The sequence below is a fragment of the Terriglobales bacterium genome (genome assembly GCA_035624455.1).
Lineage (GTDB): Bacteria > Acidobacteriota > Terriglobia > Terriglobales > Acidobacteriaceae > DASPRM01.
This window is the reverse complement of the sequence record DASPRM010000056.1, coordinates 1-18,028: the sequence shown is the minus strand read 5'-3', so window position 1 is coordinate 18,028 and position 18,028 is coordinate 1. Positions and strand designations below refer to the sequence as shown.

Below are 18,028 nucleotides of genomic sequence, written 5' to 3'. Positions count from 1 at the left end.
GTCCCCCCTCAAGGAGGCGATATGAAGCACACTCCTCGAAGAGTTGCTATTGCTTTGTTGTTGGTTGCCATGTGTCTGGTGGCGTTCAGGGTTACCCGCCCGGAACCCGCTCACGCGCAAGTTGGCAGCTCAGGCGTTAATTCAACCATCAGCGCCCAGGACTGGCCCGCATGGCAGACGCTGCTGGAGATCCTCAGTGGCCAAACCCCGAGCAGGATTCCCACGTCCATGTCGTTCGCCAACCCGAGCGGCACCATCACCAGCTATCAACCAAATGGGGCGACCACAACCAAGAACAACGGTTTTTTTGCCTCGCTTGGCACAAATGGCCGCACCTGTTTCACTTGTCACCAGCCCCAGGACGGCTGGGCGCTCACCCCCGCCTCAGTCCGAGCCACCTACGCTCTGGCTGGTCCGAATGCCACCCTGTTCAGCCGCATCGATGCCGCGAACTGTCCGACTTCTCCGGGTGCCAACTCCAGCAATGGGGCAGCGTTTGCTTACGCGCACTCACAGCTGCTCACAAGAGCCAATTTCCGAATCAATGTGGACCTGCCGGCCAAGGCGAATCAGCAATGGTCTAAAGTCCTTGTCAATTACGACCCGACCGGCTGTGAGAACGACCCCAAGTACGGCTTGCCGGCCGGCAAAGCATCGGTTTACCGTCGGGTGTTGCCGGCCGCCAACTTGGCCTTCCTCGATCCGATGGGGCCACTTGGGCTTGCACCGGCTTCCACCCCGGGCCGGATACGCCCCACTTTCGCTCCTTGTAACAATGGAGGCTTTTGCTTAGGAAAGTCACCCGCGCAAAACAACACCAATATTGTTCCTACCGGCTCGCCGACCATGGGAGGATTCGCGATCATGTGGGATTCGCGTGAGCCGAACCTGATCACGCAGTTCATTGGCGCCAATGGCTTCCACGCCCAGGCCACCCAGCGGCAACTGAATCAGTTGGAAGGAACCCTGGCCAACCCCATGCCTGCCGCCTGCGCGGGAGTTAACTTCAACTCTTCATTCCCGCTCCCCACAGCCTGCCTGATGGCACTGAATAACCCTGAAAACTGTCCTCCCACGAATCCCCTCAACGCAGGATCTCCAGTCTGTCAGGCCGTACAGTTTCAGACCAATGTCTTTTTCGCCCAGGCTTGGGACATTCTGGGACAGGACCTGACCGGCGTCGATGGCAGCGGGGCAACTGGTGGCGCGCAAAACCTGGCTGGCTTTCTCGCAGCAGACGCAAGTCTCTTCGAACAGCGGCTAAGTCCACCCACGCCAAACCTGGTCCTCACCCCGGGATCCGAGTTCACGTTGTTTGATAACTGGGCGGGCATTAACGGCAACGACTTCGTCTCCCAGTCTCGCGCGTCGATTTACCGCGGACAGCAGATCTTCAACACCCGCACCTTCGTCATCGCCGGCGTATCGGGATTCAGCGATATCCCGGGCGCTGGCCGCGGCACTCCAGCCACCGGCGGCAAACTCACTGGAAGGTGTACTAATTGCCACAACGTGGTGAATGTGGGAGACGATGCCGGAATGCCAGGGTTCCATACCGGCATTGGCGATAATTTCTGCCAGCACGCCACCTTTCTAACCGCGACTGCGCAGAATCCCGTTCCTGCACCTTGCGGTACCGCCTTGCCACCCGGGCCTGGGGAGCCGTTGTTCACCTTCTATTGCCCGAAGGGCTCGATAGAGTACTTCAGCAACCCCGACCCGACAAACACGTACGACGTTTTTCAGACCACCGATCCGGGGTTTGCGCTTATCACTGGCCAATGTAACGATCTGGGGAGGATGAAGAGACCGATACTGCGCGGATTGGCGTCGCGTGCACCCTACTTCCATAACGGGAGCGCAGCGACTCTGCAGGACCTGGTCAACTTCTACAACCAGAGATTCAACATCGGTCTCAGCGATCAGGATATGAATGACCTCGTGAATTTCCTGTCGTCGCTGTAGTCCAATGGCCACTGTCGGGCTGGCGGGCTTTGAAACGCTTCCGCGATAACGCGGATATTGTTCCTGACAGTAATCAGGGGCACTCGCCATAGAGTGCCCCCTTTTCTTTTGCCCGGCCTTGGAGCCGACTCCAGCCTGAAACGCGCTTAGCTCACCTTGCGTACTACCAATGCCGAGTTCTTGCTGCCAAACGCGATGCAATTGCACACCGCCCATTCCGGCTCTGTTTTCCGCCCACACTCCGGAACGTAGTCCAGGTCGCATTCTGGGTCGGGCTCCTCGAGGTTGATGGTTGGGGGGAGAACCGCATCCCGCATCGCCAGCAGCGTGCATGCTACCCCCGCAGCGCCGCAAGCCCCCTGCGGGTGTCCAATCAGACTCTTGACCGACGATCCCGCCAGCCGATAGGCGTGCTTCTCGAAAGCCAGCTTGATCGCCCGTGTTTCGATACGATCGTTCAGTTCGGTGGAGGTCCCGTGATAATGGACGTAATCGATGGCCGATGGCACTGCCCCCGCATCCTCAATCGCCATCTGGATCGTGCGCGCCGGCTCTTCACCGCACTCCTGCAGCCGGACGCGATGGTAAGCTTCGCAGCTCGAAGCGTACCCGGCTATTTCCCCATAGATATTGGCTCCCCGCGCTTTTGCTCGCTCCATCTCCTCCAACACAAAGAACCAGGCGCCCTCACCCAGCACGAAGCCATCGCGGTCCCGCGAAAATGGCCGCGAAGCACGCTCCGGCTCCGCGTTCCAGCGGGAGGTCAGGATTCTCATCAACATAAACCCGCGCATGATGAGCTCCGCGATGGGAGCGTCTACTCCTCCCGCAATCATCGTGTGCAGGTGGCCCGATCGAATGTGCTGGGCCGCATAGCCGATTGCGTCCGTTGACGATGTGCACCCCGTCGAGATCACATGACTCAGTCCGCGGAAACCGAAATACATGGAAAATTCACTAGCCAGCGTGCCAATAGTGGAGGTGGGGATTACGTAAACGCTGGCCTGCTTGTGTTTGCCTTCGTAGTAGAGCTGATATTGCCGCTCGGTGAAATCCTGACTTCCGCCACCCGATCCGACCATTACCCCGACGCGGCGCAGTTCATCCAGTGTCATGGACTTGTGCTCTATGCCGGCGTCACCTAGCGCTTCTTGAATTGCCGCCAGTCCGAGTGGCACGGCACGCGATACGTGCTGTCTGCTGATGGGGTCCAGATATTGCTCTTCTGCGAAATCCGCTGCTTCACCCGCAATTTGAACCCTGAGTTCATCCGGCTTGAACCGGCTAATGCGCCTCACACCACTCACTCCGGCGCGGGTGGCATTCCAGAACGCCTCCCGGCCAATGCCGTTGGGACTTACTGCCCCGATACCGGTCACTACCACACGCCGCACCATAGCCTATTTATGCAGCACGGGACCGGGATTATTCAAGAGGGGGGCGTTGCGCTGAACCAGAGCGGACAAGAACAGATTGGAACCTGAGGCGCCAGCGCGCGTCTGAGCCCGCCGCTGAAATGCTGATCACAGCGAAGGACCTTTAGTTTCTGGCGGAGAGGGGGGGATTCGAACCCCCGGTACAGCTTTTGACCGTACAACGGTTTAGCAAACCGCCGCCTTCAGCCACTCGGCCACCTCTCCGCATCTCACAAGCCCTTAATTATTGAGGGCCTTATCGCAAAACCGCCTGTTCGTACCGGAGGCATCCTGAACAATTCTTGAACTATTGCCAGGATGCTGACCTTGGATGCTCCTGAACACAGGCGCGGTGGGCTCTAACACACGGCCAAGGATATCAGAAATGACTCGCCATCAGAAAGGATGCATTTTTGAGCAGGACGGCAGCCGCAGGTCCAGGGAATTGGGGTGGAACTTTTCTTTGCAGCGCGAATCTCAGCGCATGTCTGTGGCCGTACATCATGTGGGTATTCTGTAATGGTTTGCAATCTTCTGGAGCAGAGATCTTCGGCGAGGAACAACTCATGAACGTATATCTCCGGCGAGGGGCAATTGGGAGCGTGGCCGGCGCCATTGCCTCTATGGCTCTGGTTTCAACTCTGGGTCACGGGGCGCTGGCATTTGTGCTGGGACTCGCGCTGGGCGCGGCTTATGCCATGTCGCTGGGTCCGACCCGCCGAACCTATGTCGATGGAATGATGGCTGCCGCGGCCTTGGGTGTACCGCTCTGGGCCCTGATCAGCGTAATCGCGGTGCCGCTGCTCTCCACGCAGAAGCCTGAGTGGAGCGCTGAACAAATGCGCGGGCATTTTCCGGCTCTGGTCGGATGGGTGATGTATGGAGCCATTTTAGGCCTGATCACCCAGGGGCTGAATGACCTGGCGGCGATGTTGTTCGGTCCGGAGAAAGAGTTGGCCGAAGCCGCGCCTGAAGTGAAGACGCGAATTGTCATCCTGGGTGGCGGCTTTGCAGGAATGAAGACGGCGGAGCGACTGGAAGAAGAGCTGCGCCAGGACCGCTCGGTCTCGATTGCGCTGGTCAGTGAGACGAACGCCCTCCTGTTTACACCGATGCTGGCCGAGGTCGCCGGCAGCAGCCTGGAGCCCAGTCACATCAGCACCCCATTGCGCAGCAGCCTGCACCGTACGGAGTTTATGCGCGGGCGCGTGGTGGCGATTGATCTGCAGGGCCGGCGCGTTGTGCTTGAACCCGACATTTCCGGCAATGGCGAAGATGGGCGTGAGCTGCCTTATGACCACCTCGTACTGGCTCTGGGATCAGTCTCCAATTACCTCGGCATGGCCAATATCGAGAAGCTGGCCTTCAACTTCAAAAGCCTGTTGGATGCCATTCGGATTCGCAATCACGTGATCGAGATGTTCGAACGAGCGGATCGGGAGCGGGACCCCGCGGTTCGAAAACCATTGCTGACATTCGTTGTAGCGGGCGGCGGGTTTGCCGGAGTTGAACTGGCAGGCGCGCTGAATGATTTCGCCCATGGGATTCTGGCCGATTATCCCAATCTGCATGCGGAAGAGCTGCAAATAATTCTGGTGCATTCGCGTGACCGCATTCTGCCGGAGCTGAGTGAGTCACTCGCACGCTACGCCCAGAAAAGAATGGAGGCGCGCGGGGTAACTTTCCGTCTGAATGTCCGGCTCACCGACGCGCAGCCGGGAATGGTGATGCTGAGCGATGGACCGGTTCCGGCTGAGACGCTGGTGTGGACCGCGGGGACTGCCCCTAATCCGCTTCTGAAATCGCTGCCGCTGGAACGCGATAAACGCGGTGCAGTGGTGGTCAAACCAACTCTGGCTGTTCCCGGACATCCGGGAGTTTGGGCGCTGGGAGATTGCGCGGCAGTCGTGGACGCCAGGTCGGGCAAGCCCTGCCCGCCTACTGCCCAGTTCGCGCTGCGTGAGGCAGCGGTGCTGGCAAGAAATATCCGTGCTGAACTGGAAGAACGGCCGCCACAAGGTTTTCATTTCGATTCTCTTGGCGCACTCTGCGTGGTGGGGCACCAGACCGCCTGTGCCGAGCTCACTGTGCCCTTCGCGCGGAGCAAGTCGCTGCGCTTCTCGGGGTTGCTGGCGTGGCTGATGTGGCGCGGCATTTACCTTTCGAAACTGCCCGGACTGGAGCGCAAGATTCGAGTGCTCATGGATTGGACGGTGGAGCTGTTCTTCCCGCGCGATATTGTGCAGACAATTGATTTGCGGTAGGAGCGCTTCGATGGCAGCATCAGAGACTTCCCTTATGACGGTTGGACTGGGTACGCATCGTCGCACGATGGCGTGGAGCGCACCGCTGCTGGGCGTGGCAGTAGGGATCGCAGGCGGGGTCGCGCAAAGCGCGCTGTTGACCCACTCGCTCCTGCAGAACATGTTGTTGGGCGCGGTATTTGGGCTGATCTTCGGCTTCTTCTTTGCCGACCGTGCCAGCAGTCCGGGAGCGGGTTTGATCTGGGGTCTTGGCGCGGCGTTTCTGCTTTGGCTGATGTTGCCTGCCGGGATCGTTCCACTTCTCGTCCGATCAGAGCATTCTACGGCCATGTTGCAGGATGTTCGCCAGCAATTTCCGGCGCTGGTGGCTTACCTGATCTGCCTGGGAATGCCGGTCGGGGTGACGCTGGGATTCAGGCGCAGCTTGCAGCGTGATGCAGATCAGGCGAAGTTTCGTTGGGGGCGGGCCATCATGGCTGGCGGCCTTGCGGGAATGTTGGGAGGATTCGTTTTCAATCAGTGGATGTCGGTGGGAGAATTTTTCCCGTTGGTAGCCGGTGGTCCCGAATTGAGCTCGCGCGCGGCGAACATGAGCTGGCAGTTCGCGATTGCGCTGCTCATGGGTGTTACGTTCGGCTTGCTATTCCAAAAAGATGTGCGCGGCTACGGCTCCTGCATGGGATGGGGAGTGGGCTATGCCATCTTCTGCTGGTTCCTGGGTCCACTCACATTGTGGCCGCTCCTCGGACACATTCCATTGGACTGGTCCGCTGAACAGGGCAGCGCACTTTTTGGCGCGCTAGTAGGGCACATCATCTACGGACTGATCCTGGGCGTCACTTACGCCACCCTCGACCGCCTCTGGTTGCGTTTGTTCATACAGTCGGACCCCCTGAACCGGGAGGCGGAAGGGCCAGGGCTGCGCGTGATCAGGTCACTCGAGTGGGGAGCGCTGGCGGGATTGGCTGGCGGACTGGTTTCGAGCCCGGTGATGCTGGCGACAGGCGTGGTCTCCAGAGTTGCTGGTCTGGACACTCAACTGCTCGGCTTGCGCGGTGTAGTCGTTCATCTACTGGTCAGCGCTGGAATTGGCATGACCTACGGCTTGCTGTTTCGCAACGAGGCTCCTAGCTTGGGACTCGGGATTGGATGGGGATGGCTGTTCGGTCTGATCTGGTGGTATCTGGGTCCGATGACTCTCCTTCCGCTGGCATTAACCGGACAATGCGATTGGCGCACCGAAGCGGCGTCGGCTCTGCTTCCATCCCTTCCCGGTCACCTCATCTACGGTGCGACCACGGCTTTTGTCTTCCTTCTGCTCGAGCGGCGATACATGCGATGGCTGTTACTGGATCCGCGGATCGCGATGAGAGAGCAGCGCCGCGTCCGCCCGGTCGGCACGCCGGCCCCGGCATTGTGGTTATTCGTGCTGGGATTGGGTGTGCTGCTGCCGATTCTGCTGGGATAGCGAAAGCGGGCGCGCCAGATCTGTCGCGGCAGCGCCTCGAAATTCCAACCTTTCGCAAGAATAACCATACTTCAAGGACGGCGATTGGACGGACGCAAGGTCCTTCGACGCGCACCGGGTGAGGTGTACCCGGCCCTCGCTCAAGATGACAAATCCAGACCATCACGAATTCCGCAACCGCTACAGGTGCCGCAACATGATGAAATTTGCAATGGTGAAGTAAATGATGAGTCCGGTCACGTCGACCAGGGTGGCGACGAATGGAGCTGAGGCGCTTGCGGGATTCAGTCCAAGCCGCCGTAGTATGAACGGCAGCATCGAACCGGCGAGCGTCCCGAACGTTACCACTCCGATCAGCGCCAGGAAGATGGTTAAGGCAAGGATCGGAGTATGTGCTCCGTAGGTCCCGAACACCCTTTGCCAGAGAAAAATGCGCGTCATTCCGATGGCGCCCAGAATCATACCTAAGGCCACGCCGGAGACCAGCTCGCGGCGAATCACCTGGAACCAGTCGCGCAGTTTGACGTCCCCTAGAGCCATGGCCTGAATGATGAGCGACGTTGCCTGGGACCCGGAGTTGCCTCCGCTGCTGATGATGAGCGGAAGAAACAACGCCAGCACGACCGCCTTGGCGATCTCATCCTCGAAGAAGCTCATCGCAGTTGCGGTGAACATCTCGCCCACAAAGAGGATCGCCAACCATCCGGCACGCTTTTTGACCATTTCGTGAATCGCCGTGTGCATGTATGGGGTATCGAGGGCCTCCATGCCGCCGATGTTCTGGATGTCGCGGCTGGCCCGTTCCTCGACCACGTCTACGATGTCGTCAACCGTGACGATACCCACCATGCGTCGCTCGACATCAAGCACGGGAACGGCCAATAGGCGGTTGTCGCGCACCACCCGGGCGACTTCCTCCTGCTCGGTCTCGGGCCTTACGAACACAAGGTCCTTCGTAGTCATGATTTCCTTCACCAGCTTGCCCGGCCCGGCCGTGAAGAGCTGCCGCACTGAGACCACGCCTAACAGATGCTGATCCTGATCAAGAACGTAGCCGTAGTACATCGTGACCACGCTGGGGGCCTCTTTACGCAGATAGGAAACCGCGACATCGACCGTGATGTCGGGACGCAGGCGCGCGAAGCGCGGATTCATCAGGCCGCCGGCTTCGTCCTCCTTGTACGCTAACAGGGCAAGCACTTCCTTCCGCGTGGGTTCGTCGAGGAGGGCTAGCAGCTTGTCCCGCCATTCCGGCCCAGCTTCTTGAATCAAGTCGGCAGCATCGTCGGGCGGGAGTATACGCAACCACACGTGACGCTGTTCCTCGGGCAGGCCGAACAAGATAAAGGCTTGGTCATGGGGACTCAGAGCGAGGAAGAAATTGGCCTTCTCCCCGGTATGCATTTCACGAAATTGTTTCAGGCGCTCAGCATGCGAGAGATATGGCCAGCGGTCCCAAAGCTGATCGACCGCAGAGGGCGTTGCGAGTTGGGTAGCCATGTGGTCTTCCCCCCATTCGAAGCTGGCAGGTGCCGCGCGGCCCGCTCATACTACGACAGGATTGTTAAGAACAGGTTGGGGTGCGAAGGGGATCGCCTGGTGGATGCCGCGAGGCAAGCCCGCCGTGGACCGGAATACCGAGGCCCGAGAAGTGTTATTCCTTGCCGGGCACCCGAGGATGGAAGACCTTTCAGGGGACGGCCGAGGGCAAAATCAGAGGATTTTCTCATCGCAGGCAAGGCAGAGATCTAGTGTGGAAGAAGGCGCAATGAAGACGGGGCTACAAACTGTGGCTGAGCACAGGACCGTGCCCACATCCTTAGGGCCGGGTGAGAACGGTTTGATACGGATCGAGCACCAGCTTATGGGTACCTGCGGGTCCCGTGAGGTGGAAGGTGGTTTCGGGTCCGTCGGCAAATACTCGTCCTAGCAGGGTGGGAGTTTTGCTCGCCCCGGCGATCCCGTAAACCGGCACTGAAGTCACTAGCTCGTTCGGGGCCTCTTTCTGCCGAATCTTGCCGGTAATCTGGGTGCCCGCGGCAGAGGCAGTATATTTGACGTCGGCCAGTTCGAGTCGCGGAATCGCAGTGCCGTTCACCCATTCGTCAAAAAACCAGTCCAGCGATTTCCGGCCTTCGTAGCGTAGCGAATCGGGCAATTCTTCTTCGAAAGCTTCCTGCAACTCGCGATCGGTGATCTGCTTGCCTTCGTAGCGCTGGCGAAGTTTGAGCAGCGCGCGAAAGAATGGCTCGTCATACTGCGACTGCGGATCCTTGTGCGAGGACCGGGAATTGGGGAGTGAGTCAGCGTCGCGCATCATGGTGCGCAGCATATGCAGCAGCCAGGTGCCGCGGCCGTAGCTGATGCTTTCATAGCCCTCGTGAAACAGCGACGAGTAGAGCCGTATGCCAAGGGTCACCGGACCGGCATCGCGGGCCTCGTCACCATCTTTATTCTTCGCCAGCAGCTCGCGGCGGTACTCGTTCAGCACATCCTGCACGTCGCGCGACTGATTCTTTTCTATGGCGGCGAGGGCACAATAGTTGGCCAGAGCCTCGACAATCCACTGGTCGCGGTAACTCTTCCATCCGACTAAGTCGCCCCACCACTGGTGAGCCGTCTCGTGCACAGGCATTAAGGAACCGAACAGGATGGAGTCAAAGTCGCTAAGCCGCGCCTGCTGGCGTTCTTGTGCATTGAGGAATACGTAACTGGAAAGAAAAACCAGCGTGGGCCAGCCCTGGCTGGCGCGACCCGGCATCTGTGAGATCGTCAGCGAGCCGTAAGGATAGGGACCCATCTCTTGCGAAAGCTGCTCCACTCCCCTGCTGATTCTTTCCGCCACCATCTGCGCATTGCTGGCGGGAGCCGGTGCGGCTCTGGTCACCACCGCAGCTTCAACCCGCTGCTCACGGGGAAACACCGGAGGCAGCGGCGGGGGAAGAAGAACCGTCTGCTGTGTGGGGAAGCTGCGCTCCATGCCCGGGGCGGCATAAACCTCTACCGCAACCTGGCCAGCCGTGGCCTGGGCATGCGAGTAGTGACCCAGGTTGAAGCCGGCCAGCGGCGTGGGCCTCTCCGCCACCCAATGTGCCACGATCTGCCCTGCAGAATTCTGCTGAGAAACCCGCTTACCGGTGGCTACCAGGGTCCAGTCGCTCGGATAACTGAATTCCAGGTCGTAGTCCGCCATGCTCATGCCGCGGTTTGGGTACCAGATGCCCCGCGCCCCCACATACATCAGGCCGCCGCCGGCATCGGACATCACCGGGCCCGCGTAGGTAAACCGCAAGTGCAAGTCTTGCCCAGCTTTGAGACGTTCCGCAAAAACCACAGCGACGATATCGTTACCCCGTCTTGACAGCTGCGTTCCTTCCAGAGCTTCGTTCTGAAGGAACTCGATTGGCGCTCCCTCGCATTCCACCTTGTTGACTTTCAGGTAGCGCGATAGTTCGAACAAAAGCACGCGATCGCCACCCTTGCGAACCGTCATAGACAGCTGCGCGTCGGCTTCCAGATCGGTCGGCGGTTTGATCTCACTGCGAATCTTATAGGCGGTGACGCGCACACGGTCTCCAGGCTCCTCAACTGGCATACCCGAAACCACAGCTGGCGTGGCACTGCGCGCGGCAGTCTTGGTCGGAGCCGCAGTCTTGCGGCGCTGGCTCAGCACCATCCGCTTCGAGCGCATGGGAAACGCTGTCCACACGTTGTAGTAGGCCAGGCCGTTATCCGAGTGAACCAACTGCCCAACCACGATCTGTTCACCCGCGGTGGTGTCGAAGAAGAGATCGAAGACGCCCAGGCTGGTGCCGGCCAGGCGCGCCCGCAGCATGCGATCACCGGGATCCCGTTGCAGCTTCCCGTCTGCCCCGGTCTTGGCGTTCAGGAACGTCAAAAGCAGACGCAGGGCGTCAGATTCAGCCAGGGTTTGCACGGTCTCGTTCCACTTGCTGACGAATTCCTGCGGCTGCTCCGCCGTGCGCAGATAGGGATCCAGTTCCGCCGCAGTTTCATCGTTGAAACGTAGAAATGCGCTGGTGAATTTCTCTTCCAGGATCGCGGCCTTCGTGAACAAGCCCAGAGAGCGCTTCTCGACCCGATCCGGTGGAACCAGGAGCACTTCCCCTTCGCCCTCAAAAAAAGCCCCAGTGACACGCCCATCCACGGCTTCGGTAAACGCGATAACGCCGTCCTCCAGAGTCATGTGGACGTCTTCGCGGTCGATCGAGGCGCCGCGGATCTTGTATACCTTGGCCGGGTCCAGTCCGATCTGCCGCAGTTGTCTGTACAGGGCCGCCGAGGGACTTGGCGTGCCTCCCGGGTTGCTGGCCATCACCCGCGAACTGCCGATGCGCTGCGCCTCCGGGGGCCAGGGTGACACCGGCTCGGGATAAAGAGCATTCTGCGTGTCCTGCCAGCCCGCGGGCCCAAGCGCCATCGCCCCGCTAACTAGTACCAGAAGTAGCAGACCGCCGGTTACCCAGCTCCCAGGTCCGCGTTTGTTAAAATTTGCCGTTGTGCGCAGGGCTCTCATTCCCTTCTTGTTACTGCTTACGCCTGCCGTCCGGGCAGACACCATCCATCTCAAAAACGGACGCGTCATCGTTGCCGATAGCGCTCAGGAAAAGAACGGACGCATCGAATACCAGATCGGTGACAACACTTATCGTATCCCTAAAATCGTCGTTGAGCGAATTGACAAGGACGGCGAGCCTCTTATCGGCGGCCCCGCGGATCCTGCGGCGCCTGTCTCCGGCGCGCCCCGCCAGGATCTGGGAAGTCCCAAGGCGGCTCCGGATGTGCCTCCGCCTGACGTTGCCTGGGCCGGCGACCTGGGCAAGAAAGTGGTCCGTGATGGAAAAGTGGATCCTTCTGCTCTTTACGAGCTGGAGTCCGCTAAACCCGACATGGCTGGCGCTGCCTACTTCATCGCCGGCCGGTTTGAGCTCGAACACGGCAATCGCGATCAGGCGCGCATGTATTTCGAGCGCGCGTTGGGTTTCCTGCCAGATCATCCGGTGATTCTCACCAACTACGCCGCTCTTCTCATCCAACTGTCGCGCGCCCGGGAAGCGGTCGGTTACGCTGAACGCGCCACCCAGGCGGCGCCGGACTCTGCCGATGCTTATACCATCCTGGGCTACGCCTATTTCAACTCCGACCGCACACGCGATGCGATTCCCGCCTGGGAACACGCCCTGCGGTTGCATCCTGATCCCAAGCTGGAAGCCGTGCTGGCCAAGGCCAGGCGGGAGAAGGCGGCCGAAGCCAGCTTCACGGAGAACGACACCGGCCACTTCACGCTGCGCTACGAAGGTTCCAAGACCAATCCTGAACTGCGCGAGCAAATCATCAATGTGCTGGAGGAAGACTACAGCGATCTCGCCGGCGAACTGGGCATAACGCCCTACCAGAATATTCCGGTCGTGCTCTACACCGAGCAGGCGTTCTTCGATGTAACCCAGGCGCCCACCTGGACAGGCGCGATCAACGACGGCAAGCTGCGCATCCCGGTGCAAGGCGTGAATTCCATCACCCCCGCATTGGCGCGGGTGCTGAAACATGAGCTGGCGCACTCCTTCATCAATCAGGCATCTGGCAGACGCTGCCCACAGTGGTTGAATGAAGGCCTGGCACAGAGCGTCGAGCCCAAGAGTCTGGATTCGCGCGGCCTGCGCTTGGCTTCGCTCTACCGCCGGCAAGTATTCTTGCCCCTGCGGTCGCTGGAAGGATCGTTCATGTCGCTGTCCGCATCGGAAGCGCTCCTGGCTTACGACGAATCCCTGGCCGCGGTGGAATACATCCGCGAGAAGTACGGTATGTCGGATGTCCGCCGGATTCTCGAACGCCTGGGCCAGGGCGCCTCTACCGAGCAGGCGCTGCGGGACGTCCTGCATAACGGCTACGCCCAACTGGATGAGGACCTGGGACACTATCTGGCGGAGAAGTACCCCGCTCAGGGAGACTAGGGCCAGACTGTACGAATTGTGATCGGGTAATCCGTAGAGCGGTCGTCAGCATTCAGCCGTCAGTCGGAATCCCGATAACTGAAAGCAGCTTTCATTAACCTGCCCAGGTCTCGAAAACCTGCCCAGGTCTCGAAAAGCGCGAGACCTGGGGCACCCGGCATGAAGCCCTTGGCGATCACTCAAAAGCTAAATGAGTCAAAGATACTTTATGCTGCGCGGAAGCCCTGGAATCTCGACGCCGTGATTGACATCCTTCGCAACCCCAAATCTCCCTGCGTTCGCTCTGAGGAGAAGCCGGGGGTGCGTCTCGTTGTACCTTATCTCGTTCAACGCAAAACAGGGCGGACTTTGGAGATGTCCAAGGGCAACCGCCCTGCCGACTAATTCTAGTTTCAAGAACCCGGCTATTTCTTCAAAGGTACTGCCAAGAAGCCATGCGCCGGAGTGCTGGCATCCGCAGCGTCATAGTGGTTGCCGACGATCAGGCCAGCGCTGTTGATGCCCCAGACCGAGGTGAATCCTGCGCCAGGGTAGTCGAGACTGGTGAACGTCGCTCCAGCTTGAAGGAACCCGTGCTCGTTACCAGCGGCGTCAACATACACCCCAATAATTTGACCGTTTGCGTTGATGTCGTCCAACTGAGTGTACGTCGCTCCGGCTACCGGAACATCGAAGTTGATGAATTGTCCGTGCTTAGACTCTACGAACCCATGCCCGGCCGTATTGGGACCAGAGTCCCATACGCCCACCAAGTCGCCACGGGCGTTGATGCCATCTACCTGGGTGTCCCCAGAACCGGGGAAGTCCACTTGAGTAAAACTGCCGCCATCCCAGGTAAAACCGTGCGCAGCGACAAGGTCGAAGTTAGCGTCCAGGATATCCCACCACCCGACGACCGTGCCCGATTCGCTGATGCCCCAAGCATAAGTCTCGCTAGCCCCGGGGAAATCGAGCGTCGTCAATACACCCTTTTTCGAGAGCAGGAATCCGTGAAAGAAGCCGTCATCGTCGAAGTAAATTCCCACCACATCGCCACGATCGTTGTTCTTGAACGCTTCACTGCGGTGCGTCCCCAAGACAGTGGTTGGAGCAAGGGGAGTGCATTGACCGTTGCTGATCAGCACGGCATGGGGTGGATTTGGTGAAGTTCCCGCTCTGCCAACGATCTCGCCGTGATTGTTGATGCCGCGGGCTGTGGTGTTTGTGGCTCCGGGACAGTCAATGTTGGTGAACGTGAATTGAGCATAGGCCGCAACAGACAACAACAAAATGCACACGAGTAGGACAACTGTTTTCATATCTTCTTTCATATCTTCCTCTCCAGAGTCACGCTTTCGATTTGCTTGGCCAAGCGTAAGTCACGCCCCGCCTCGAGTTCGCGAGTGACGTTAGGTTTGTCGGCTAATGTCACATTCGCCTGCTCGATGCCTTGCCTGCTTCACTTGAACCGCCTGCTGAGGCGGGAGTTTTACGGCGGGCTCGCCATTGGGTCCATGCAGAAGTGGTGAATTGATGGTGAAGAAGTGGTGAGGCGAGAAGATATTGAATATATGACATTTACGGGGATTTACCGAGAATCGAATGATATACTTCAGCCCCCCCTAGGTGCGCCGCTCCGTGTCATTAGGGTTGATCAAATTCGACGAATTCGTGCTCGATTGCGACCGCTACGAGTTGCTGCGTGACGGACGCCGCCTCAAGCTGGAAAAGCTCCCGATGGAGTTACTGATCCTGCTGGTCGAAAAGGACGGTCATCTGGTCACGCGGCAGGAAATCATAGACCGTCTGTGGGGTACCGCTGTTTTCGTCGACACTGAGCACAGCATAAACACTGCTGTCCGCAAGGTGCGCAATGTCCTGCGCGATGATCCCGGTCAGCCGCGCTTCGTCCAAACCGTTACTGGCAAGGGGTACCGTTTCATAGCTTCTCTAAACGGGATTCATGCGGGGCGAAATAATGGGAATCGGGTTCCGACAGACACGGGCTCATCGAATACCCTCGTCGACCGAACTGCGGAGCAGTCAGACGATGCGGCGGCCGGCCCAGCAATCGCAAGTACACCGCCCAGGGATAGCCGTAGCTCCCCAGCCAGCCGCTTACAGCGCACGGGTCTGCTGCTAACGGGGATGATTGTCATCGCGGTTGTGGTAATAGGACTCAAGGCTCACAACCTGCGTAATCGCTGGTTGGCGCGTGCCAGCAAGCCCCAGATTCATTCCTTGGCCGTCTTACCCCTGCAGAACCTGTCAGGCGATCCGGGGCAGGAATATTTTGTTGACGGAACAACTGAGGAACTGATCACGACACTGGCCCAACTGACTGACCTCCGGGTGACATCGCGAACTTCTGTCATGCAGTTCAAAGGAGTGCAGAAGCCGATACAGGAAATTGCGCGCGTCCTCGATGTCGATGCGGTCGTCGAGGGTTCAATAGCCCGTTCGGCGGACACGATTCGAATTACTGTGCAGTTGATTGATGCACGTGCGGATCGGCATTTATGGGCTGGCGAATACCACAGTTCCTTGAATGATGTGCTGCGCCAGCAGGAGGAGATAGCCCACGATGTTGCGTTGCAAGTATCAACCAAGATCGCTCCAGAGCAAGAAAGGCTGTTAACGGCTGCAAAGCCCGTCAATCCTCAAGCGCACGACCTCTACCTGAGAGCCCGACAGTATGCTGCGGAATGGAACGAGACAGCTATGTTGAAGGCGGTGGAACTTTATCAGGAGGCAATCCGCCTTCAGCCCGACTATGCCGCGGCGTATGTTGGTCTGGCTGACGCCCATAGTCTATTTGGAACCTGGGGATGCCAGGAGGCGGAGGGCGAGTGGCCGCATGTGCGCGAGGCAGCTGCGAAAGCTTTGAGTTTCGACAGTTCGGTACCCGGTGCACATGAGCAGCTAGCTTGGGTGAAACATATTTACGATTGGGACACGTCTGGCGCCGCAGAGGAATTTCAAGAGGCATTGAAAACCGATCGAGGCAATGCCGGCACGCATATGAAATACGGGCTTTTCCTCGCACAGATTGGTCGGGTTGAGGAGGGCCTTGCAGAAGCCCAGTTAGCAGAAGAGTTGGACCCACTCTCAAGTCGAATCAGCGGGACCGAAGAGAAAATGTTCATGATTGCAAGACGCTACGACGACGTATTCAAGCAGGCGAAACGAACCCGGGAGCTTTATCCGGATAATTACGTTACCGCGCTTCATGTGTCCGAAACGTATCAACTCCTGGGCCGGTACGCGGAGGCGATTGACGAGCTTGAGGCGCATCCTGAGCCTGGCGCTATGACCCAAGAGCAAGCTAAAGTTTTCGCCAGAAAGTTACGGACTGCGCTACGCAGCCAAGGTCCCAAAGGATACTGGGGCGCATTGCTGCGAGACCGCCTGGACACCCAGGCGGATGACCATTGTCTCTTGGGATACGCATATTTCAGGACGGGAGACTTCGAAAATGGCTACCGCCAGCTGGAACTGGCTATCAAAGGGCGGGACAGAAATCTGCGTCAAATGAAGACGCATCCGATGTGGGACTTCGTGCGCGATAGCGCCCGTTTTCAACAGATATTGCGCGAGGTGGGGTTTTAGTGGCGCCTGGCCCACTCAAGCCCTCTTTTGGCTTGAGTGGGGCAGTTCCACCGCTAAGCAAAGTCTGCCCGCCGCCTGCCCCATTCTCCCACCGGACTTGTCAAGCCCCCTCGCACGACTATTTACCTCCATCCCCTTGACCCGCAGGCACATATATCCCTGCGCTCAATGTCCCAATTACTCCTTTCAATTCGCTACACTGGATATAGACGATCCAGAACAAAATTACTGCTTCCGCTGTCGTCCACGGCGACACGCCGGCAGACATAACCGCTTTGTAATGCGGTATTTACCTGGAAATTCACCGGAACGATGCAACTCATTGATAACAAAGCTGTTTACATGAAATCGCTAACTCCTTTGTTATCCGGTATGTACCTCTAAGTCCTTTGTTTGCCGGTTCAGCTCCAAAAAAACAAATAAGGAAGACGCACCATGACCGACCAGCAATCCGCCTTCGGCGCGCGCCGCTGCGCCCACATCTTCGCCAGCGGCGCGCAATGTCTTAACCCCGTCCAGCGCGGCCAGAACTATTGCCATTTCCATGCCCAGTCTCGCCAGCCGGAAAACACGCCTGGCCACGGACACTATGAACCGCCTACGCTCGAGACCCCCCACGACATCCAACTCGCTCTGGTCGAGCTCACTCGCGCCGTTCTCAACAATCAGATGGACTACAAACGTTGTCGTCTCGCCCTCGACGCCTACAAGCTCGCCCTGCTTAATCTCCGCTCCTTCAAATTGGTGACCGTTCCCCATCCCCTGGCCGAAGCCACCCCGGCTTTTCTGAAGCAGTACCACGAGAGCGTCAGGGCCACCGCTCCCGACCTTCCCCCGCCGCAGACACCCCAACTCGCTGATGCCAGTGACGAGCCACCTGCCCTCCCCAGCACCGAGCCTTCAGAACTGCCAGTTTGATAGAACAGCCGGACCGCTCCCTCCATGTTAGAAACAGCGAGGAAGCCCCTCAATCGTTTGACGGGGGAGGTATCCTTCGGGAAAAATTGTCGACCCCCCTCGCCGCTTTTTGGGTACGGGTTAATAGCATCGTCTCACGTTCCTGAATTTACCGACGGTCTCAGCTTCTCAATAAAAATAACACTGTGTCATTTTTCTTGACAACCCTTAGTGAGTTCGTTTATGTTCCGTGTCGGATAGTCGTTACGGCTATTCGGCAGGTTCTTTGAAAAAACTGTTCCTTCGCAGATAACGCTTCCATGATTGAGTCGTTCGTCAGATGACGACTGACGTAAAGCGGTGAGCATGAGCGATGCTCGTCGCGACGGGGAAGTTAAGCCGTCAGTTCCGACGCTGCTCCTGTGTACTCCAAGAGTAACGGAGTGCATTAGCGTGGCG

The 18,028-nt window shown here is 58.5% G+C and carries 11 protein-coding genes and 1 tRNA gene; 6 read left to right on the top strand and 6 right to left on the bottom strand.

Annotation, left to right across the window (positions count from 1 at the left end):
* The first annotated feature begins 21 nt into the window (after positions 1-21).
* Positions 22-1,965: a hypothetical protein gene (locus VEG30_06250; GenBank protein ID HXZ79512.1), complete on the top strand. Its 1,944-nt coding sequence runs from the start codon at positions 22-24 to the stop codon at positions 1,963-1,965.
* A 146-nt stretch (positions 1,966-2,111) separates the two neighbouring features.
* Here the strand turns inward: VEG30_06250 and VEG30_06245 are convergent, their stop codons facing one another.
* Together VEG30_06245 and VEG30_06240 are read right to left on the bottom strand one after the other, a co-directional pair.
* Entirely contained in the window at positions 2,112-3,362 is a 1,251-nt protein-coding gene (locus VEG30_06245; GenBank protein ID HXZ79511.1) for a beta-ketoacyl-[acyl-carrier-protein] synthase family protein, read from the bottom strand.
* Positions 3,363-3,512: 150 nt separating this feature from the next.
* A tRNA-Ser gene (locus tag VEG30_06240) sits at positions 3,513-3,605 on the bottom strand.
* Between the two features lie 341 nt (positions 3,606-3,946).
* Between VEG30_06240 and VEG30_06235 the strand changes: the two genes are divergently transcribed.
* Both VEG30_06235 and VEG30_06230 read left to right on the top strand, forming a co-directional pair.
* Entirely contained in the window at positions 3,947-5,644 is a 1,698-nt protein-coding gene (locus VEG30_06235; protein ID HXZ79510.1) for an NAD(P)/FAD-dependent oxidoreductase, read from the top strand.
* A 10-nt stretch (positions 5,645-5,654) separates the two neighbouring features.
* Positions 5,655-7,112: a hypothetical protein gene (locus tag VEG30_06230; GenBank protein ID HXZ79509.1), complete on the top strand. Its 1,458-nt coding sequence runs from the start codon at positions 5,655-5,657 to the stop codon at positions 7,110-7,112.
* A 180-nt stretch (positions 7,113-7,292) separates the two neighbouring features.
* On the opposite strand, the gene mgtE is transcribed toward VEG30_06230, so the two are convergent.
* Both mgtE and VEG30_06220 read right to left on the bottom strand, forming a co-directional pair.
* Positions 7,293-8,612, bottom strand: a complete 1,320-nt coding sequence (mgtE, locus tag VEG30_06225) for a magnesium transporter (GenBank protein HXZ79508.1) — start codon at positions 8,610-8,612, stop codon at positions 7,293-7,295.
* A 319-nt stretch (positions 8,613-8,931) separates the two neighbouring features.
* Positions 8,932-11,649, bottom strand: a complete 2,718-nt coding sequence (locus VEG30_06220) for a M1 family aminopeptidase (protein ID HXZ79507.1) — start codon at positions 11,647-11,649, stop codon at positions 8,932-8,934.
* On the opposite strand from VEG30_06220, the gene VEG30_06215 reads away from it, so the two are divergent.
* The gene (locus VEG30_06215) at positions 11,633-13,084 is read left to right on the top strand and encodes a hypothetical protein (GenBank protein HXZ79506.1); all 1,452 of its coding nucleotides are present in this window, start codon (positions 11,633-11,635) and stop codon (positions 13,082-13,084) included. The two genes, VEG30_06220 and VEG30_06215, sit on opposite strands and share 17 nt — an antisense overlap.
* A 404-nt stretch (positions 13,085-13,488) precedes the next feature.
* On the opposite strand, the gene VEG30_06210 is transcribed toward VEG30_06215, so the two are convergent.
* Positions 13,489-14,382: a hypothetical protein gene (locus VEG30_06210; protein HXZ79505.1), complete on the bottom strand. Its 894-nt coding sequence runs from the start codon at positions 14,380-14,382 to the stop codon at positions 13,489-13,491.
* A gap of 424 nt (positions 14,383-14,806) precedes the next feature.
* Positions 14,807-14,977 carry a hypothetical protein gene (locus tag VEG30_06205; protein ID HXZ79504.1) on the bottom strand — a complete coding sequence of 57 codons (171 nt, stop codon included), beginning with the start codon at positions 14,975-14,977 and terminating at the stop codon, positions 14,807-14,809.
* A gap of 234 nt (positions 14,978-15,211) precedes the next feature.
* Here VEG30_06205 and VEG30_06200 point away from each other — a divergent pair, with 234 nt between their 5' ends.
* Both VEG30_06200 and VEG30_06195 read left to right on the top strand, forming a co-directional pair.
* A complete protein-coding gene (locus tag VEG30_06200) occupies positions 15,212-16,672 on the top strand; it encodes a hypothetical protein (GenBank protein HXZ79503.1) in 1,461 nt (486 codons plus the stop codon).
* A 435-nt stretch (positions 16,673-17,107) separates the two neighbouring features.
* Positions 17,108-17,590 carry a hypothetical protein gene (locus VEG30_06195; GenBank protein ID HXZ79502.1) on the top strand — a complete coding sequence of 161 codons (483 nt, stop codon included), beginning with the start codon at positions 17,108-17,110 and terminating at the stop codon, positions 17,588-17,590.
* The last annotated feature ends 438 nt before the right edge of the window (positions 17,591-18,028 follow it).